Below are 18,001 nucleotides of genomic sequence, written 5' to 3'. Positions count from 1 at the left end.
ATGATTCGCCGCTCGTTGCCTGCCGTGTTTGCCTTGATCTTCGCCGCCCCGTTGCTGGCGGCGCCTGCCGGTCAGCAGACCCTGTTCAACTTCGTCCGTCCTGCCGACGTGGTGAAAGTCGTCACTGAAAACACTGACCTGCCACAAGCCAACGCCGAGCAAACCCCGGAAGGTGAAGTGCTGCGCCGGGTGACGTTCAACCCGGTAGCCCGGCCGACCCTGCGCCTGACCCCGCAGACCGGCGCCTGGGACTGGTCGCAGTCGGGCATGATGAGCCTGCGTCTGCAGAGCGCAATGAACTGGGCCGTGACGGTTTACGTGCAAATCCAGAGCAACAACGGCCAGACGCTGACCAGCCGCGTCGACTTGCCGGCCGGACCCGCGCAAACCCTGCTGGTGCCGTTGGTGGCGACTTCGCCGCTGAGCCAGGGCATGAAGGCCGGGCCGCCGATGCCGATGACCGTCGATGGCCAGCGGATTCTGCTGGCCAGCAGCAGCGGTGAACTGGACCGCAGTCAGGTGGTGTCGGTGAGCCTGTGGATGGATCAGCCGAAAGCCGCTCAGAGCCTGCTGCTCGAGCGTTTCGGCGTGCAGGACGGCGATGCCGTGACTCAGGCCGTGTATGGCAATCTGGTGGACGCTTACGGGCAGTCGACCCGCAGCAAATGGCCGGAAAAAGTCAGCAGCGATGAACAACTGAAATCCGCCGCCGCCAAGGAACAGCAACAGCTGAAAACCTGGCTGGCCGAGCGCGAAAAGTCTTCGCTGGACAAATTCGGTGGCTGGAACCAAGGCCCGGCGTTCAAGGCCAGCGGCTTTTTCCGCACCGAAAAGCGTGACGGGCGCTGGTATCTGGTGACGCCGGAAGGGCATCCGTTCTATTCGCTGGGGGTCAACACCGTCAGCCCGCAGGTCAACCAGACCTACGTCGCCGGGCGTGAGTGGATGTTCGAATCGCTGCCAAAACCAGACGATCCACTTGCCAGCCATTTCGGCGATGGCGACAACCGTGGCGGCAACGGCGCCGACCAGGGCCGTGGCTACAACGCCGGGCGCTGGTACGATTTCTACGGCGCCAACCTGCAACGCCTGTACGGCGAACCTTGCGCAGCGCAGGCACCCGCCGAACCGGCAGCCGAGCCGACGAGCGCCGCGCCATGCAAAGCCACGGTCGATGAGCAGAAGTGGGCCGCGCACACCCTTGATCGTCTGCAAGCCTGGGGTTTCAACACGGTTGGCAACTGGAGTGCCGATTCGCTGGGCGACGCTGAGCGGGTGCCGTACACCTTGCCGCTGTCGATCGTCGGCGACTACACCAGCATCAGCACCGGCACAGACTGGTGGGGCGGCATGCCTGACCCGTTCGACCCGCGTTTCGCCATGGCTACCGAGCGTGCCGTGGCCATCGCTGCCCGTGATCACCGCGATGATCCATGGTTGATCGGGTACTACGCCGACAACGAACTGGCCTGGGCCGGTCCCGGCGACGATCCGCAGTCGCGCTACGCCCTGGCCTACGGCACGTTGAAAATGACCACCGACGTGCCAGCCAAACGCGCGTTCCTCAAGCAACTGCGCGACAAGTACCGCAACCAGGAAGGTCTGTCGAAAGCGTGGGGCATTGATCTGCCGGCGTGGGAGTTGATGGAAGACCCGGGTTTCGTGCCGCCGATGCCGAATCCGGAGCACCCGGAAATCGAAAACGACTTCAAATACTTCCAGAAGGTGTTCGCCGATACCTACTTCAAGACCATCTCTGACTCGTTGAAATGGCACGCGCCGAATCAGCTGCTGCTCGGCGGCCGTTTTGCCACCAGCACCCCGGAAGCGGTAGCGTCCTGCGCGCAGTATTGCGACGTGTTGAGTTTCAATATGTACACGCTGAAGCCGCAGGACGGGTATGACTTCGCCGCCTTGCGCGCCCTCGACAAACCGGTGCTGATCACCGAATTCAATTTCGGCTCGGCTGACCGTGGGCCGTTCTGGGGCGGCGTAACGCAACTGGCACGGGAAGAAGATCGCGGGCCGGCCTATGCCAACTTCCTCAAACAGGCGTTGAACGAGCCGTCGATCGTCGGCGTGCACTGGTTCCAGTATCTGGATCAACCGGCGACCGGACGCCTGCTCGACGGCGAGAACGGGCACTTCGGTCTGGTGGGGATTACCGATCTGCCGTATCAGGGCTTTGTCGAGGCGGTGCGCAAGAGCAACCTGCAGGCGCTTGATCAGTTGGGCAAAGAAGCCGAAAAAGCCGCTGCGCCGGCGCATGAAGCTGAAGGCGGCAGACGGGGCGAGGCCGGCAAAGGGCCTGGCGCCGGGCATGCGGGCGGGCACTCAGGGAATGGGCACTAAGCCTCGGAACGAGCTATCGTTCTTCGCGAGCGGGCTCGCTCCCACACTGGATTTGTGGTGTTCATGAATCTGCTGTGCGAGCGGGCCTTTTGGCGATGGCATCAGTCGTATGCCACAACATCAACCGTCTAGCCTGCGGCTGTTCCCAAATCCCTCAAGGACTGGAACAATGCCGACCAATTGTAGCGTGTTTTTGCGGGGGAGTTGCGGGTGCAGATTCAGGGACATTACGAGCTTCAATTCGAAGCGGTGCGCGAGGCATTCGCGGCACTGTTCGACGATCCCCAGGAACGCGGCGCAGCGTTGTGCATCAAGGTCGGCGGAGAAACCGTCCTCGACCTCTGGTCCGGTACCGCCGACAAGGACGGCACCGAGGCCTGGCACAGCGACACCATCGCCAACCTGTTCTCTTGCACCAAGACTTTCACCGCCGTTGCGGCGCTGCAACTGGTGGCCGAAGGCAAACTGCAACTGGATGTTCCGGTTGCCCGCTACTGGCCGGAGTTCGCGGCGGCCGGCAAGGAATCGGTCACCCTGCGCCAGTTGCTCAGCCATCGGGCCGGTCTGCCGGCCCTGCGTGAACTGCTCGCCCCCGAAGCCCTTTATGACTGGCAAACCATGGTCGATGCCCTGGCGGCCGAAGCACCGTGGTGGACGCCGGGTGAGGGGCACGGTTATGCCGCGATCACTTACGGCTGGCTGATCGGCGAGTTGTTGCGCCGCGCAGACGGTCGCGGGCCGGGGGAATCGATCGTCGCCCGCGTGGCCAAGCCATTGGGCTTGGATTTTCATGTCGGTCTGGCTGACGAGGAGTTTTATCGCGTGGCGCACATCGCCCGGGGCAAGGGCAACGTCGGCGATGCCGCGGCCCAGCGCCTGTTGCAAGTGACCATGCGTGAACCCACGGCCATGACTACTCGTGCATTCACCAATCCGCCCTCGGTGCTCACCAGTACCAACAAGCCTGAATGGCGACGCATGCAACAACCGGCGGCCAATGGCCACGGCAATGCGCGCAGCCTGGCGGGTTTTTACGCCGGATTGCTCGACGGCAGCCTGCTTGACGGCGAAATGCTCAACGAGCTGACCCGCGAGCATAGCCTCGGCGAAGACAAGACCCTGCTGACCCTAACCCGTTTCGGTCTGGGCTGCATGCTTGATCAACCCGACGTGGCGAACGCGACTTATGGTCTGGGCCCACGGGCGTTTGGCCATCCGGGCGCCGGGGGTTCCATCGGATTTGCAGACCCGGAGCACGATGTTGCTTTTGGTTTTGTGACAAATACCCTAGGGCCGTACGTCTTGATGGACCCTCGGGCGCAGAAACTGGCGCGGGTACTTGCCACTTGTCTGTAATGCTTTACTTCAGGCTCCAGGAATGGAGCCTGTTTTGGTTTTTCGATGCAAAACGTCTATTTATCCGGGCAAAAGAGCTCTGATTCAATTACTTCATCTTGGGGATTTTCAATGTCATATAAAAACACTCTTGCCCTGGCCGCCCTGTGTGTTGCGATTACCGGATGTGCGCAGACCCCTAAAAATGATGCGGACGGCGGCAATTGGTGGTCGTTCGGCTCTTCCGATAAAGCAGCGGCCAAAGATCCAGTATCGGCGCCAGCTCCAGCTCCAGCGACAGCATCTGCATCTGCAAAGGCACCGGCTCCAGCGGCAGCCCCAGCCCCAGCCCCGTTGAAGCCTGCCGCCACCGCACCCGTGGCCAAGGCTGAAAGCAGCAGCCCTTGGTACTGGCCGTTCGGCGGTTCGGACAACTCGGCTGCCAAGGCTGATGTGAAACCCGACGTCAAAGCTGAAGTGAAGCCTGAGGCGAAACCCGACGCCAAGCCGGCTGTAGTCGCCAACGCCAACGCTGACACAGGCACCAAGTGGTGGTGGCCGTTCGGCAAGCAGCAGAGCACTGCCAAAGATCAGGTTGCCGCTAAAGTCGTGCCGATGCCGGATCCGAAAGTCACTCAAGCCTGGCTTGACGATTATGAGCCGCGTCTGCGTGCCGCCATCAAAGGCAGCAACCTGCAGTTCGAACGTCGTGAGAACGTGCTGGTGCTGATCGCACCGGTTGAAGGCTCGTTCAACCCGAAACGTCCGGCCATGCTGCTCCCGGTTACCCTGAGCCCGTTCACCAACGTCGCCAAAATCCTCGAAGCCGATCCGAAAACGGCGATTCTGGTACTCGGTCACAGCGACAGCTCGGGCGTCGCGGCGGATAACACCAAGCTCAGCCTGGAACGCGCCCAATCGGTGGCCGCGATCTTCCGCCTCAGCGGCCTGCAACGTGACCGCCTGATGCTGCGTGGCATGGGGGCCGACGCTCCGCGCGCGGCTAACGACAGTGTTGAAGGCCGTGCCTTGAACCGTCGTATCGAGCTGCTGGTTACACCGCAGAACACCATGGTTGCGCTGTTGAGCAAGTACAACATGCCAGCTCCGGCACCGGTGACTCTGGTTGCCGCGCAGGACGTCAAGCCAGTCGACAAGCCGGTAACGCCAGCGCCTGCTGCGAAGAAAGCCGCGGCATCGGCGACTAAAAAGGCTCCAGCGAAAAAAGCTGCAGCCAAAGCACCTGCGAAGAAGGCTCCAGCCAAGACTCCGGTGAAGAAAACCGAGCCGGCCAAAGCCGCAGCGACCGACAAGAAGGTCGCTGCCACCGATGCTGCCAAGCAGTGATCCGCTAACGAAAAGGAATGCGCCATGACTCAGGCTCTGGCTGATATGCGTCGTGATTACACCCGGGATGGCCTGACCGAGGCGCAAGCCCCGGGCGAGCCGTTCGCGCTGTTTCACCAGTGGTTTGCCGACGCGGTGAAAACCGAACAGGCGCCGGTGGAGGCCAACGCGATGACCCTGGCCACGGTCGATGCGGACGGGCGTCCGCATTGTCGCATTCTGCTGCTCAAGGGCCTGGACGCGCAGGGCTTCACCTTTTTCACCAACTACGACAGCGCCAAGGGTCAGCATCTGGCGGCGAATCCATTCGCGGCCATGACGTTTTTCTGGCCAACCCTGGAGCGCCAGGTGCGTATTGAGGGGCGGGTGGTGAAGGTCACGCCTGAAGAGTCCGACGCGTATTATCAAGTGCGTCCGCTGGGCAGCCGGCTCGGCGCCTGGGCCTCGCCGCAGAGCCGGGTGATCAACGGCCGTGGCGAGCTAGAGGATTTGCTCAAGGCCACCGAGCAACGCTTCAGCGATACTCAGCCTGACTGCCCGGAACACTGGGGCGGCTATCGCCTGCTGCCTGAGCGCATCGAGTTCTGGCAGGGCCGTCCAAGTCGTCTGCATGATCGCCTGAACTATCGTCGGCAGGGCGCTAACTGGATTCTTGAACGTCTGGCGCCTTAAGCAGTCTACCGAGCGGGATAGCCTGCCGCAGCGGCCTCAAGCCACTTCGGCAGATCCTGCCGTTTGATTTTCTGCGAGCGGGCATGGGCCAGCTGTTCGAGCATGAAGGCGCGTTTGCCGTCATCATTGCCCGCCAGGGATAGTGCAAGATCACGATCCATCCAGCGTTTGATCCGCACGTACAGCCACCCGTGGAAGTACAAACCGGCGACGGTGGTGACGAAAATGATCACGTAATCCATGAAAAATCCTTGGGTCGGCAGGGCGGGTTGGGCGATTTGGCGCTACTGTTGGGTGGGCGGCAGGTGCCTGTACCGGGCCTGAATAAAATCAAGTTTATCCCGGCCGCGTCGTGACAGGCGTCAAGCTGCGGGGTTTAATGAATACATGTTCTTTTGGAGTTGATGCTATGCGTAAGTCTGTTCTGCTGGTTGCTTCCTTTTCCACGATGGCGATGTTGCTGACCGGCTGCCAGTCGAGCCTGACCGGTGACTCCTACTCCCGTGACGAAGCGCGTCGCGTGCAGACGATTCGCATGGGCACCATCGAATCCCTGCGTCCGGTGAAAATCGAAGGCACCAAGACCCCGATCGGCGGTGTCGCCGGTGCAGTGGTCGGTGGTGTCGGCGGCAGCGCCATCGGCGGCGGTCGCGGCAGCGCCGTGGCTGCGGTCATCGGCGCGGTAGCCGGTGGTCTGCTGGGCTCGGCCGCTGAAGAAGGCATGACCCGCACCCAAGGCGTTGAAATCACCGTGCGCGAAGACGACGGCAGCATGCGTGCCTACGTGCAACAGGTTCAGGAAAACGAAGTGTTCCGTGTCGGTGAGCGCGTGCGCATCTCCACCGTCGGTGGCACCAGCCGCGTTTCGCACTAAGCGAGAACGAGCGGTAAAAGAAAACCCCGATCAGGTGACTGGTCGGGGTTTTTTTGTCAAGACTAATCAGTATTACTCACTTCCATAACAGCTCAATTGAAAGTCATATTCCGGGTCGTAAAATGACCGGCCGATTAAAACTTCGAGTTGTGTTATTTGCTCGGGATCGAGATCGTAGCCGTAGATTTCGTCTTCTGGCACGGTCCACTTCATGATTGTTCTGAGCTGGTCGATCTTCCCGTCTGGAACAGGTATTTCGAAAACAGGGAGTGACGTTTTTTTATCATAGGCATCGACAGTATGATTAAGTTTTGGGTAGCGACATGTCATTCGGTGCATACCAGTTGAACTATACGATTTACACCTGATAGCTTTTTCCCGGTCCAGTCTTCCAAAATACTAATCTGTTCCTCGGACAGGTCGTACCCATCGAATTCATCTTCCGGTTGCTTCCAGTTCATGATTACCTTCAGCGCGTCTTCATGATGTTCGGCGATATCAACGCTTAGAAGTAAAACCTCGGTTTTCTGATCAAATACCTCAACTATATGTTTCACTTTTCTACTCTCCTTTTGGGGTCAGCAGGCTTTGTCTGTTCCCCGGTTCTTGGGTCATATTCTCCAAGGTGTTTTCCTTGTTTGGTGTACAACTCAACCTTGCCGTGCTGGGAATCCCATTCATAAATTTTCCCTGATAGATCCTTCCATCGCCTGCGTTTTTTTCCTCCCCCACGAACAGAGGTTTTCATTGGTGCGGATTTGGCCTCAGGAAAGGCTGTAAGGGAATTTGGAGCCGGATGATATTTGATATCCCCAGCAATATTCAGAACGATGTATATCGGCGCTACCCCCGAATCCGCCGGAAACACCAGAATGAAATCCCGATACTCCGGCGGATAAACCGGATTCACCAGAATCCCGTCCGCCGCTTTCGTCGGTGGATAAACCCAGATGTGCGGGGCCTGCGGTGCAGCCTCCAGCGCCGGAATGCCGAGAACGTCCGAGCCATCCACCGCCGGCGTCCAGAGCAGTTCGACCCCTTCACCCAGGTCGGCGACGAACCGGCTGCCGCGCGCGGTGAACTGCACGACATCGACCATTTCCCAGTCGCGATTCCTGCCGGTGTAGAAGCCGTAGCCCCGAAGACTGCCGTCGGCCTGTTGTTCGACGCGCAGGCGCACGCGTGTGCGGGCCTGTTTGAGGCTGCGCAGTTGCTCATCGCTGTACAGCGCGCTGTCGCCGAGGCTGGAAGGCATAAGCAGCGCCACCAGTCCTGCCAGGGTGGCGGCAGCGGTTCCGGCGGCGATAGCGGGTAGCGCCTCGAAGGCGGCGCCGGCCAGGGCGAAACTGCCCAGCCCGGCGGGAATCGCGGTGGCGCCGATTTTCTTCAGGGCAACCCCGCCGGTTTCATCGCTTTCGCGAGCGCCCAGCAGGATCAACTCGCCGTAATCTTTCAGGCTGTCAGTCGGCACCATCCCCGAAGGATTCGAGTAATCGATGATCGCGTCCGGCAATTTGCAGGACTTGGCGAACACGCACCCGGCTCGCACCGGATCAGGCTTTTTCGCCGCAACCTCTCGACTGCGCTCGAAAGCCTCCTGCCGCGCCAGCATGGCGTCGTATGCGTTTTGTCGAGCGTCGCGCTCGGCCAGTTCGGTGGCTGTCATGTAGCGGTAGGTGACGTGATGACCGTCGCCCGCCGGTGGGTTGGGAACCCGGGGAATGTCCTTGTTGCGAGCCACTGAGCGTCCTTTCGTTCATCCATCGACAACCCTTCGAAAGGGCTGTGCGACGTTAACGAAGCAGACAAAGGGTGGCTGTAGGACGCATCTCTAATGGGCTGGGGATTGTTCGCTATTTGTCAGACAAGCCAGGCCTGTGGTGAGGGGATTTATCTCCGGGATTGTTCGCTGGTTTTCAGACGAGCCTGGACTTGTGGCGAGGGAGCTTGCTCCCGCTGGGCTGCGCAGCAGACCCGGAATATTGGGATCGCTTCGCGCTCCAGCGGGAGCAAGCTCCCTCGCCACAACGAGCCCATTCACAGGTCCTATGCAGGTGAATGTGCGTTATGGCGACTCGCCGCCGCCGTCACCGCATACCCGATCAACGCCGCCAGAATCGAACCGGTCAGAATGCCCATCCGGTCCATGCCGGCGTAGTCGCTCACGCCCGGTTCAAAGGCCAGCGAGCCGACAAACAGGCTCATGGTGAAACCGATGCCGCAGAGGATCGCCACGCCCAGCACCTGACCCCAATTGGCACCTTGGGGCAGAGCGGCGATGCCGATTTTCACCGCCAGCCAGGTCAGGCCGAATACACCGACGGTTTTGCCCAGCAGCAAGCCGATGGCGATGCCCATGGGGACGTGATGGGTGAAGCTTTCGACGGTCACCCCACTCAGCGACAGCCCGGCGTTGGCGAAGGCGAACAGCGGCAGAATGCCGTAGGCCACCCACGGATGTAGCGCGTGCTCGAGGGCCATCAGCGGCGAGGGTTCGGCATTTTTCGTGCGCAGCGGGATGCAGAATGCCAGCGTGACCCCGGCCAGTGTCGCGTGAACCCCGCTCTTGAGCACGCACAACCACAGGATCAGACCGATGATCATGTACGGGCCGAGCTTGACCACGCCGAGCCGGTTCATCGCCACCAGCGCTGCGATGCATGCCGCCGCCAGACCCAGCGACAGGCTCGAAAGTTCGCCGGAATAGAAGACCGCGATGATCACGATGGCGCCGAGGTCGTCGATGATCGCCAGCGTCATCAGAAACAGTTTCAGCGACACCGGCACACGCTTGCCCAGCAGCGCCAGTACGCCGAGGGCGAAGGCGATGTCGGTGGCGGTGGGAATCGCCCAGCCGTTCAGGGCGGGCGGGTTGTCGCGGTTAAGAAACCAGTAAATCAATGCCGGTACGACCATGCCGCCGACCGCCGCTGCCCCCGGCAGGACGATCTGCGACGGTTTCGACAGCTGCCCGTCGAGCACTTCGCGCTTCACTTCCAGACCGATCAGCAGGAAAAACAGTGCCATCAGGCCGTCGTTGATCCACAGCAGTAGTGGCTTGGCGATTTTCAGCGCACCGATCTGCGTCACCACCGGGGTGTCGAGAAAACCGGTGTAAAGCCATGACAGCGGTGAGTTGTTGATGATCAGGGCGAGGATGGCGGCGGCAATCAATAGCAAGCCGCTGGCCGCTTCCAGCTGAAAGAAACGGGTAAAGGTTCTGCGCAGCGGCAAGGTCACTCTCCATTTACATGGCAAAAGGTCGGACACGCACTTGCACAGAGCCTAGCAGTTGGCGGATATATTGAGGCTCAGCTGTATCTGTGAGGCCTGTAGGTTTTTTCCTATGCTTGGCGGCTGAGCCTGTGACGAGGCAATTTCTGCCCGAATCAACGAGAGCATGATCATGAGCGACAACCGCCAGTGGGCCCGCGAAGCCATCCGCATTATCGAAGCGGACTTCCAGCGCAGCGCCGACACCCATCTGATCCCCTTGCCGCTACCGGGTTTCCCGGGTATCGAGTTGTATTTCAAGGATGAGTCCAGTCATCCCACCGGCAGCCTCAAGCATCGCCTGGCGCGGTCGTTGTTCCTGTATGCGTTGTGTAACGGCTGGCTCAAGCCCGGCGCGCCGGTGATCGAGGCGTCCAGCGGTTCGACGGCGATTTCCGAGGCGTATTTCGCGCGCATGCTCGGTTTGCCGTTCATTGCGGTGATGCCGGCGACCACCTCGAAAGAGAAGATCGCGCAGATCGCTTTCTACGGTGGCCAGAGCCATCTGGTAAAGGATCCGACGCAGATTTACGCCGAATCCGAACGTCTGGCCCGCGAGCATGGCGGCCACTTCATCGACCAGTTCACCTATGCCGAGCGGGCTACCGACTGGCGGGCGAACAACAACATTGCCGAGTCGATCTTCCAGCAGATGCGTTTCGAGCAACACCCCGAACCGAGCTGGCTGATTTCCAGCCCCGGCACCGGCGGCACCACCGCGACCCTTGGCCGCTACGTGCGTTATCGCCAGCATTGCACCCGGGTGCTGTGCGCCGACGCCGAGCGTTCGGTGTTTTTCGATTACTACCAGACTGGCGACGCGAGTCTGCGCCTGGATTGCGGTTCGCGAATTGAAGGCATTGGCCGGCCACGGGTCGAGGCGTCGTTCCTGCCCAAGGTAATCGATGCGATGGTCAAGGTGCCGGATGCTCTGTCGCTGGCGGCCATGCATTATCTGGCACAGCGTCTGGGACGGCATGTCGGCGGGTCGAGCGGTACCAACCTGATCGGCGCACTGATGGCGGCGCAACAGATGAAAGCGGCGGGGGAGTCGGGGTCGATCGTGGCGATACTGTGCGACGGTGGCGAGCGGTATGCCGACACCTATTACGATCAGGCCTGGCTGAAGGCGCAGGGCTATGAGCTGGAGGGGTTGATGGGGGCAGTGGCGGCGAGCGCCGAGAAAGGTGAGGCGCTGCCGACTTCAGTGCTGCGCGCCAATATCTAAAGCCGAACGCGGAAACCAATGTGGGAGCGGGCTTGCTCGCGAATGCGTCGGGTCAGTCAACATCTTCGTCGACTGACACACTGCATTCGCGAGCAAGCCCGCTCCCACAGGAGGTTGCTGTTACTGCAAAACAGAGGTATCAGGCTTCGAGGCCTAGAATGTCGCGCGCCACCGCTTCCGCGATACGAATCCCGTCAACACCCGCCGACAGAATCCCGCCCGCATAACCCGCGCCTTCACCCGCCGGGAACAGACCTTTGACGTTCATGCTCTGCAGCGACTCGTTACGCGTGATCCGCAGCGGCGACGAGGTGCGAGTCTCGATGCCGGTCAACACCGCATCGTGCAGCGAGTAACCGCGAATCTGCTTCTCGAACGCCGGCAACGCTTCACGAATCGCTTCGATGGCAAAGTCCGGCAGCGCCAGGGCCAGGTCGCCCAGGGCCACGCCCGGTTTGTACGACGGCTCGACTTCGCCCAGTTCGGTCGACGGGGTGCCATTGATGAAGTCGCCGACCAGTTGCGCCGGGGCCTTGTAGTCGCTGCCGCCGAGGATGAACGCGTGGGATTCCAGACGTTCCTGCAACTCGATACCGGCCAGCGGGCCGCCCGGGTAATCGACTTCCGGGGTGATGCCGACGACGATCCCGGAGTTGGCGTTGCGCTCGTTACGCGAGTACTGGCTCATGCCGTTGGTGACCACGCGGTTCGGCTCGGACGTCGCCGCCACTACGGTGCCGCCCGGGCACATGCAGAAGCTGTAGACCGAACGGCCGTTCTTGGCGTGGTGCACCAGTTTGTAGTCGGCAGCACCGAGTTTCGGGTGGCCGGCGTACTTGCCCAACCGCGCACGGTCGATCAGCGACTGCGGGTGTTCGATGCGGAAACCCACCGAGAACGGCTTGGCTTCCATGAACACGCCACGGCTGTGGAGCATGCGGAAGGTGTCACGGGCACTGTGGCCGAGGGCCAGAACCACGTGTTTCGAATGCAGGGTTTCGCCGCTCGCCAACTCGACGCCGACCAGTTGGCCGTCTTCGATCAGCACATCGGTGACGCGCTCCTGGAAGCGCACTTCGCCACCCAGGGCGCGGATCTCTTCACGCATGGTCTCGACCATGCCGGTCAGACGGAATGTACCGATGTGCGGTTTGCTGACGTAGAGGATTTCTTCCGGCGCGCCGGCCTTGACGAACTCGTGCAGGACTTTACGGCCAAGGAACTTCGGATCCTTGATCTGGCTGTACAGCTTGCCGTCGGAGAACGTACCCGCGCCGCCTTCGCCGAACTGCACGTTGGACTCGGGGTTGAGCACGCTTTTACGCCACAGACCCCAGGTGTCCTTGGTGCGCTGACGGACTTCGGTGCCACGTTCGAGGATGATCGGCTTGAAGCCCATCTGAGCCAGCAACAGGCCGGCGAAGATCCCGCACGGGCCAAAACCGACCACGATCGGGCGCTGGCTCAGGTCGCTCGGCGCCTGACCGACGAATTTGTAGCTGACATCCGGCGCCACGTTGACGTTACGGTCGTCGGCGAACTTGCCCAGCACCTTGGCCTCGTCGCGCACGGTGAGGTCGATGGTGTAGATGAAGCACAGTTCGGAGGACTTTTTTCGCGCGTCGTAGCTGCGCTTGAACAAGGTGAAATCGAGCAAGTCATCGCTGGCGATGCCCAGACGCTGCACGATGGCGGCACGCAGGTCTTCTTCGGGATGGTCGATTGGCAGCTTGAGTTCGGTGATTCGTAACATGGCGAGGATCCGGATTCGCGGGGCGCACAACTGCGCCAGGGCGTTTGAAGGCCGCGATTATAAGCCGCAAAGGCCGGATCCGGTGAGGCTAAAACGCTCAGTCGTTACGCGATCCGCCGAAATACCCGCAACCACGCTCGACCTTGCCGTCGATGCGCAGTTCGGCGCTCATGTGCTGCACGCTGCCGTTGCTGCTGTCGACGCAGCGTTGCGGCGCGACCCACAACTCGATGCGCTGGTTGTTGGCTTCGCTGCTGAGGTTGAAGCGGCCATCACCCAGTTGCTCTTCGACATAAGGCACGGCAAGCGCCGGCTGGCCTTCGCGGTCAATGACCATGCCCTTGCCGCTGACTTTGACGTTCCACTCGGGACCGTGGCCGGCGGCACGCAAGATCAACAGTTTGAAATTCGGGTCATCGCACGCGGTGCCGGAGCGCTCGACGCGATACAACTGGCCAAGGTCGAGCCGGTCGCCGGCGATCTTCCCGCGCACATCGGCAAACAGCTTGCCCTGCTGATCGGCGAGGGTCGCGGCCTCTTGCAGCACGCTGGTGCCGCCGATGTCGTTGACCACGTACTGACGCTGTTCGCCACAGGGCTGGAACACCAGTTTGCCGTCGGCCGCCGTCAACTGCCCCTGCATCCGGGTCTGCCCGACGTGGGAAGCACTTTCACGCGGGCCATCGAGCAATTGGCAGGCGGCGAACAACGGCAGCAGGGCAACAACGATCAACGAACGGGCAACACGCATCTTCGGCTCTCCAGACAAGTGCCGCCACGTTACGCAGGCTGACCGTTGATCACAAGGGTTTAGCCCACGTGAAAGGTCTGACCGGTTTGCAGGCCTTCGACACTTTTGGCGTAGGCCAATGCCACATCGGCTGCCGGAACCGGCTTGTAGCCACGGAAGTACGGGGCGTAGCTGCCCATGGCTTCCAGCAGCACGGTCGGGCTGATCGAGTTGACGCGCAAGCCACGCGGCAATTCGATGGCGGCGGCTTTGACGAAACTGTCCAGGGCGCCGTTGACCAGTGCTGCCGAGGCGCCGGAGCGGATCGGGTCGTGGCTGAGCACGCCGGTGGTGAAGGTGAACGAGGCGCCGTCGTTGGCATATTCGCGGCCGATCAGCAGCAGGTTGACCTGGCCCATCAGCTTGTCTTTCAGGCCCAGGGCGAAGCTGTCGGCGTTCATCTCGCCCAGTGGGGCGAAGGTCACGTTGCCGGCGGCGCAGACCAGCGCGTCGAACTTGCCGGTCTGCTCGAACAGCTTGCGAATCGACGCGCTGTCGCTGATGTCTACCTGGAAATCGCCGCTGTTGCGACCGATACGAATGACTTCGTGACGCTGGCTCAGCTCTTTATCCACGGCCGAACCAATGGTGCCGGCGGCACCGATCAACAGAATCTTCATGGGCTGTTCCTCAATGGGTTGAATGAGGTTTCAGTCTAGAGTGGTTTTTTCTGCGGATAAGCGCACTAATAGGCAACCTTTGGTTTTCAAATGGAAACAATCCATGAGCGAAATGGATGATCTGGCGGCGTTTGCGGTGTTGATCGAGGCCGGCAGTTTTACCCTGGCGGCGCAGCAACTGGGTTGCAGCAAGGGCCAGTTGTCCAAACGCATCAGTCAGCTGGAAGCACAGTTTTCCGTGGTGCTGCTGCAACGCACGACGCGCCGTCTGAGCCTGACTGCCGCCGGCGCCGCTTTGCTGCCGCAGGCGCAAGCGCTGGTCGTTCAGGTGGAGCGCGCGCGTCAGGCATTGGCGCGCTTGAAGGACGACATGGCCGGGCCGGTGCGGATGACGGTACCGGTGTCGCTGGGGGAAACGTTTTTCGATGGCCTGCTGCTGGAGTTCTCGCAGAAATACCCCGAGGTGCAGATCGAGCTGGAGCTGAACAACAGTTATCGCGACCTGTCCCGGGATGGCTTTGATCTAGCTATCCGCAGCGAAGTGGCCAATGACGAACGGCTGGTGGCCAGGCCACTGCTGGCGTGGCAGGAAATGACCTGTGCCAGCCCGGCGTATCTTGAGCAGTTCGGCGAACCTCTGAGCCCGCAGGAGCTGGTCGAGCACCGTTGCCTGCTCAACAGTCACTACAGTGGTCGCGAGGAATGGCTGTATCACCAACAGCACGAATTGCTGCGGGTGCGGGTGTCGGGGCCGTTCGCCAGCAACCATTACAACCTGCTGAAGAAAGCCGCACTGGCCGGCGCTGGTATCGCCCGTTTGCCGTCGTATTTGCTGCAAACGGAATTGGCTGACGGACGGTTGCGCTGGCTGCTGCGCGACTTTCAGACGCGGCGGATGCCGATGTATCTGGTGCATCCCTATCAGGGCGGTTTGCCCAAACGCACGCAAGTGCTGGCGGATTATCTGATTGGCTGGTTCAAGCGCAGCGGCGAGGCGCTGGATCGACTTCAGCGCTAACTCATTTCCTGTAGGAGTGAGCCTGCTCGCGATTGCGTAAGCAAACTCAACAAAAATGTTAGCTGGATTACCGCTATCGCGAGCAGGCTCACTCCTACAGTTTGTGGTCAGCTGGCAAAACGTCGTGCGATCAGATGATCGATCGACAATTTCCCCGGCCCGGTCGCCATCAGGTACAGCAACACCGCCGCCCAGGTGCCGTGGGTCGGGTAGGCATCGGGATAGACGAACACCTCGATCACCAGCGTCATGCCCAGCAGCGCCAGCGCTGAAAATCTCGTGGCGAAGCCGATCAATATCAGCACCGGAAAGAAGTGCTCGGCGAACGCCGACATGTGCGCGGCGATTTCCGGTGACAGCAGCGGCACGTGGTATTCGCTCTGAAACAACGGAATCGTCGAGTCCGCCAAATGTGGCCAGCCGAGTTGCAAGGTGCCGTCGATCAAATCGATGGCCAGCCCCTCGACCTTGGTCTGCCCGGACTTCCAGAACACCGCGGCTATCGAGAACCGCGCGATGAAGGCGATCAGGCTGTGCGGGATTTTTTCCATGAGCCCGATGGCACGAGTGATGAGGTTGTTCATGGCGATACCTTGTTGTTCAGGTCGGTGATGGCGTTGTGGCCGATCAGCAGGGCGAGGGTCTGCGGCAGATCGAAGGGCGGGCTGTCTTGCGCAGCTTGCAGCAGCGGTTGGTGGTTGAGCAGGTGGCGGATAAACACGCTGGCGCCGTGATCGAGGGCGAAGACTTCGACCTCGAGTGCGTTGCGCAGCACCAGTGCGTGTTGGCCTTGATGGACGTCGATGCCCGCCAGCGTCGCGTCTCCTTGATGCGCCGCCCAGATCGAAACCACCGCGTAGGCCGAATCGAGCAGGTGCAGCGAGGGATGCAGGGCGATGGTCAGTTCGGCCAGTGTGTGCGGATCGGCCAGTGCAGCGCTGATCTGTTGCGCATTGACCGCCAGCGCATCGGCGGCGTGATAGGCGCGGGTGCGCAGGCGTTCGAGTCGTGCGACGTCGGCTAGATAAGGGACGCCGGCCGCCGGTTCGAAGGCGCCAATGAAGTCCGCCAGACCGTCGCCGTAACGGCTCATCAACGGACTGCGCGGCGGCTGCTGCTGGATGAAAATGCTGGCCATGCCACGGAAAAATTCCTCGCCGACCAACTGCTGCACCACCGGATAACTGTCGGCCAGCGCGTTGATCAACGAACCTTGCACGTTATTGCGATACACCGAGAATCGGCTGGCGGGATCAGCACCGTTAACGCTGCACAGGCCAGCGGGGCAGGGCCGGCGAGTGTCGAGCAGGGCGGCGCTGAAGTCGGCTTGAGTGCTCATGGCTGACTCCCGGCGTGCAGCAATAACGCTTCGGCCTGCTGCGCCTCGGCCAGCAGCACATTGAACGCCGGAACCTGATTGTCCCGTTCGATCAAGGTTGCCATCGGGCCGATTCGTTCGAGTGCCAGCCGGTACAACGCCCAGACCGCGTCATCAATCGGCGCGCCGTGATCATCGATCAGCAAGCGGTCGCCGAGGCTGTCGGCATCTTCGGCGAACCCGGCCAGATGAATCTCGCCGACCGCGTGCAAAGGCAGCGCGTCGAGGTAGGTCAGTGGATCGCGTTGATGATTGACGCACGAGACGTAGACGTTGTTGACGTCGAGCAGCAGACCACAGCCGCTGCGGCGGATCACCTCGGTAATGAACTCCGGCTCATCGATGGTCGAGCGTTCGAAGCCGAGATAGGTCGCTGGATTTTCCAGCAGCATCGGGCGCTTGAGGCTGTTCTGCACCTGGTCGATATGCGCGCAGACGCGGTTCAGGGTCGGCGTGTCATACGCCAGCGGCAGCAGGTCATTGAGGAACACCGGGCCGTGGCTCGACCAGGCCAGGTGTTCGGAAAAGGATTGCGGTTGATAGCGCTCGATCAGCGTTTTCAGGCGTTGCAGGTGTTGAGCATCCAGCGACCCTTCGGCCCCGATGGACAGCCCGACACCGTGCAGCGACAGTGGATACTGCTCGCGGATCAACCCGAGAAAATGATGAAACGGACCGCCGTCGACCATGTAGTTTTCGGCGTGGACTTCAAAGAAACCGATGTCCGGTTGAGTGCCGAGCACTTCAACAAAGTGCCCGGTCTTGAGCCCCAGCCCCGCGCGGGGCGGGAGCCCGCAGAGGGCTGCCCGAGTGCGCGGTGGGACAGTTTCGCGGGTGGTCAACATGAGCGTCACTCGGGCAGGCAATGGTTCAGGACTTGGCTTTGAAGGCTTCCATCTGACCGAAACCGGTCGGCGAGGTCTTGCTCTCGGTGGTGGTGCAGGTGCCTTTTGGCACGAACTTCCACGAGTTGGCCTGGTAGTCCATCTTCGCTGTGCCGGCACAGGTGGTGCCTGCGCCCGCGGCGCAATCGTTGTGACCTTTCATGGCCACGCCGAAGCATTTTTCCATGTTGCTGTTATCGGCGGCATTGGCGCTGGAAACGGCAGTCATGCTCAGGGCGGAACCAAGAGCCAGAACCAGGGCAGCGGCGGACAGGGTGCGAGTGGTAGTCATGATGTTTCTCCAGATTTGAGCTTGGGTTTTACAAGCGAAGTGCGCTTGCTTACCCCACTAGAGAACGCTCATGGCGATGCGTTACAGCGCAGTGCAAAGTTTTTTCGAAAAGATTTTCGAACACGGCAATCCACTGTGGGAGCGGGCTTGCTCGCGACGGCGGTGTGTTGTTAAATCCCCACGGA

General features: G+C 61.0%; 19 protein-coding genes. 7 read left to right on the top strand and 12 right to left on the bottom strand.

Annotated elements, in window-relative coordinates; all coding sequences use genetic code 11:
* The 4 genes from AC27VU_RS24130 (at position 1) to pdxH (ending at position 5,706) form a co-directional block, all read left to right on the top strand.
* The gene (locus AC27VU_RS24130) at positions 1-2,352 is read left to right on the top strand and encodes a beta-galactosidase (RefSeq protein WP_488725062.1); all 2,352 of its coding nucleotides are present in this window, start codon (positions 1-3) and stop codon (positions 2,350-2,352) included.
* A gap of 210 nt (positions 2,353-2,562) precedes the next feature.
* Positions 2,563-3,708, top strand: coding sequence for a serine hydrolase domain-containing protein (locus AC27VU_RS24125; protein ID WP_488725061.1), 1,146 nt, complete (start codon positions 2,563-2,565; stop codon positions 3,706-3,708).
* Positions 3,709-3,819: 111 nt separating this feature from the next.
* Positions 3,820-5,034 carry an OmpA family protein gene (locus AC27VU_RS24120; RefSeq protein WP_488725060.1) on the top strand — a complete coding sequence of 405 codons (1,215 nt, stop codon included), beginning with the start codon at positions 3,820-3,822 and terminating at the stop codon, positions 5,032-5,034.
* A 24-nt stretch (positions 5,035-5,058) separates the two neighbouring features.
* Complete coding sequence (gene pdxH / locus AC27VU_RS24115) at positions 5,059-5,706, top strand: pyridoxamine 5'-phosphate oxidase (protein ID WP_488725059.1); 648 nt, start codon at positions 5,059-5,061, stop codon at positions 5,704-5,706.
* A gap of 5 nt (positions 5,707-5,711) precedes the next feature.
* Here the strand turns inward: pdxH and AC27VU_RS24110 are convergent, their stop codons facing one another.
* Positions 5,712-5,948 (bottom strand): hypothetical protein, encoded by a 237-nt coding sequence (locus AC27VU_RS24110; RefSeq protein WP_103485726.1) that lies wholly within the window; start codon positions 5,946-5,948, stop codon positions 5,712-5,714.
* A gap of 167 nt (positions 5,949-6,115) precedes the next feature.
* On the opposite strand from AC27VU_RS24110, the gene AC27VU_RS24105 reads away from it, so the two are divergent.
* Positions 6,116-6,580 (top strand): outer membrane lipoprotein, encoded by a 465-nt coding sequence (locus AC27VU_RS24105; protein ID WP_003222347.1) that lies wholly within the window; start codon positions 6,116-6,118, stop codon positions 6,578-6,580.
* A gap of 72 nt (positions 6,581-6,652) precedes the next feature.
* Here AC27VU_RS24105 and AC27VU_RS24100 read toward each other — a convergent pair whose 3' ends face one another.
* The 4 genes from AC27VU_RS24100 to nhaA form a co-directional block, all read right to left on the bottom strand.
* Complete coding sequence (locus AC27VU_RS24100; RefSeq protein WP_488725058.1) at positions 6,653-6,910, bottom strand: DUF7683 domain-containing protein; 258 nt, start codon at positions 6,908-6,910, stop codon at positions 6,653-6,655.
* Complete coding sequence (locus AC27VU_RS24095; RefSeq protein ID WP_262143170.1) at positions 6,907-7,137, bottom strand: DUF7683 domain-containing protein; 231 nt, start codon at positions 7,135-7,137, stop codon at positions 6,907-6,909. The genes AC27VU_RS24100 and AC27VU_RS24095 overlap by 4 nt, the downstream gene beginning before the upstream one ends.
* Positions 7,134-8,321 (bottom strand): colicin E3/pyocin S6 family cytotoxin, encoded by a 1,188-nt coding sequence (locus AC27VU_RS24090; protein WP_488725057.1) that lies wholly within the window; start codon positions 8,319-8,321, stop codon positions 7,134-7,136. The genes AC27VU_RS24095 and AC27VU_RS24090 overlap by 4 nt, the downstream gene beginning before the upstream one ends.
* A gap of 305 nt (positions 8,322-8,626) precedes the next feature.
* Positions 8,627-9,814, bottom strand: a complete 1,188-nt coding sequence (gene nhaA / locus AC27VU_RS24085) for a Na+/H+ antiporter NhaA (RefSeq protein ID WP_488725056.1) — start codon at positions 9,812-9,814, stop codon at positions 8,627-8,629.
* Between the two features lie 169 nt (positions 9,815-9,983).
* Between nhaA and AC27VU_RS24080 the strand changes: the two genes are divergently transcribed.
* Complete coding sequence (locus tag AC27VU_RS24080; protein ID WP_488725068.1) at positions 9,984-11,081, top strand: PLP-dependent cysteine synthase family protein; 1,098 nt, start codon at positions 9,984-9,986, stop codon at positions 11,079-11,081.
* Between the two features lie 139 nt (positions 11,082-11,220).
* On the opposite strand, the gene AC27VU_RS24075 is transcribed toward AC27VU_RS24080, so the two are convergent.
* The 3 genes from AC27VU_RS24075 to AC27VU_RS24065 all read right to left on the bottom strand — a co-directional run bounded on the left by AC27VU_RS24075 (position 11,221) and on the right by AC27VU_RS24065 (position 14,244).
* Positions 11,221-12,834: an NAD(P)/FAD-dependent oxidoreductase gene (locus tag AC27VU_RS24075; protein WP_003222357.1), complete on the bottom strand. Its 1,614-nt coding sequence runs from the start codon at positions 12,832-12,834 to the stop codon at positions 11,221-11,223.
* Positions 12,835-12,931: 97 nt separating this feature from the next.
* Complete coding sequence (locus AC27VU_RS24070; RefSeq protein WP_488725055.1) at positions 12,932-13,585, bottom strand: COG3650 family protein; 654 nt, start codon at positions 13,583-13,585, stop codon at positions 12,932-12,934.
* A gap of 59 nt (positions 13,586-13,644) precedes the next feature.
* Complete coding sequence (locus AC27VU_RS24065; protein ID WP_003222362.1) at positions 13,645-14,244, bottom strand: short chain dehydrogenase; 600 nt, start codon at positions 14,242-14,244, stop codon at positions 13,645-13,647.
* A 103-nt stretch (positions 14,245-14,347) separates the two neighbouring features.
* On the opposite strand from AC27VU_RS24065, the gene AC27VU_RS24060 reads away from it, so the two are divergent.
* A complete protein-coding gene (locus tag AC27VU_RS24060; RefSeq protein ID WP_201135622.1) occupies positions 14,348-15,262 on the top strand; it encodes a LysR family transcriptional regulator in 915 nt (304 codons plus the stop codon).
* A gap of 107 nt (positions 15,263-15,369) precedes the next feature.
* Here AC27VU_RS24060 and AC27VU_RS24055 read toward each other — a convergent pair whose 3' ends face one another.
* From AC27VU_RS24055 to AC27VU_RS24040, 4 genes are read right to left on the bottom strand one after another with little or no spacing between them, the layout of a single operon-like run.
* On the bottom strand, positions 15,370-15,846 hold the full coding sequence (locus AC27VU_RS24055) for a DoxX family protein (protein WP_103520435.1): 477 nt from the start codon (positions 15,844-15,846) through the stop codon (positions 15,370-15,372).
* Entirely contained in the window at positions 15,843-16,601 is a 759-nt protein-coding gene (locus AC27VU_RS24050; RefSeq protein WP_488725054.1) for an HvfC/BufC N-terminal domain-containing protein, read from the bottom strand. Before AC27VU_RS24050 ends, AC27VU_RS24055 begins: the two co-directional genes overlap by 4 nt.
* The gene (gene bufB / locus AC27VU_RS24045; protein ID WP_488725053.1) at positions 16,598-17,485 is read right to left on the bottom strand and encodes an MNIO family bufferin maturase; all 888 of its coding nucleotides are present in this window, start codon (positions 17,483-17,485) and stop codon (positions 16,598-16,600) included. Before bufB ends, AC27VU_RS24050 begins: the two co-directional genes overlap by 4 nt.
* 25 nt (positions 17,486-17,510) lie before the next feature.
* Entirely contained in the window at positions 17,511-17,819 is a 309-nt protein-coding gene (locus AC27VU_RS24040) for a BufA1 family periplasmic bufferin-type metallophore (protein ID WP_086803514.1), read from the bottom strand.
* Positions 17,820-18,001: the final 182 nt, after the last annotated feature.

It is taken from the genome of Pseudomonas sp. 14P5.3.2 (assembly GCF_057799175.1).
This window is presented reverse-complemented; position numbering and strand designations above follow the sequence as displayed.

Coding starts and splice junctions, on each gene's coding strand:
- bufB (WP_488725053.1), bottom strand. CDS start 17,485: ATGTTGACCACCCGCGAAACTGTCCCACCGCGCACTCGGGCAGCCCTC.
- AC27VU_RS24075 (WP_003222357.1), bottom strand. CDS start 12,834: ATGTTACGAATCACCGAACTCAAGCTGCCAATCGACCATCCCGAAGAA.
- AC27VU_RS24120 (WP_488725060.1), top strand. CDS start 3,820: ATGTCATATAAAAACACTCTTGCCCTGGCCGCCCTGTGTGTTGCGATT.
- pdxH (WP_488725059.1), top strand. CDS start 5,059: ATGACTCAGGCTCTGGCTGATATGCGTCGTGATTACACCCGGGATGGC.
- AC27VU_RS24070 (WP_488725055.1), bottom strand. CDS start 13,585: ATGCGTGTTGCCCGTTCGTTGATCGTTGTTGCCCTGCTGCCGTTGTTC.
- AC27VU_RS24110 (WP_103485726.1), bottom strand. CDS start 5,948: ATGGATTACGTGATCATTTTCGTCACCACCGTCGCCGGTTTGTACTTC.
- AC27VU_RS24105 (WP_003222347.1), top strand. CDS start 6,116: ATGCGTAAGTCTGTTCTGCTGGTTGCTTCCTTTTCCACGATGGCGATG.
- AC27VU_RS24050 (WP_488725054.1), bottom strand. CDS start 16,601: ATGAGCACTCAAGCCGACTTCAGCGCCGCCCTGCTCGACACTCGCCGG.
- AC27VU_RS24055 (WP_103520435.1), bottom strand. CDS start 15,846: ATGAACAACCTCATCACTCGTGCCATCGGGCTCATGGAAAAAATCCCG.
- AC27VU_RS24100 (WP_488725058.1), bottom strand. CDS start 6,910: ATGACATGTCGCTACCCAAAACTTAATCATACTGTCGATGCCTATGAT.
- AC27VU_RS24130 (WP_488725062.1), top strand. CDS start 1: ATGATTCGCCGCTCGTTGCCTGCCGTGTTTGCCTTGATCTTCGCCGCC.
- AC27VU_RS24065 (WP_003222362.1), bottom strand. CDS start 14,244: ATGAAGATTCTGTTGATCGGTGCCGCCGGCACCATTGGTTCGGCCGTG.
- AC27VU_RS24060 (WP_201135622.1), top strand. CDS start 14,348: ATGAGCGAAATGGATGATCTGGCGGCGTTTGCGGTGTTGATCGAGGCC.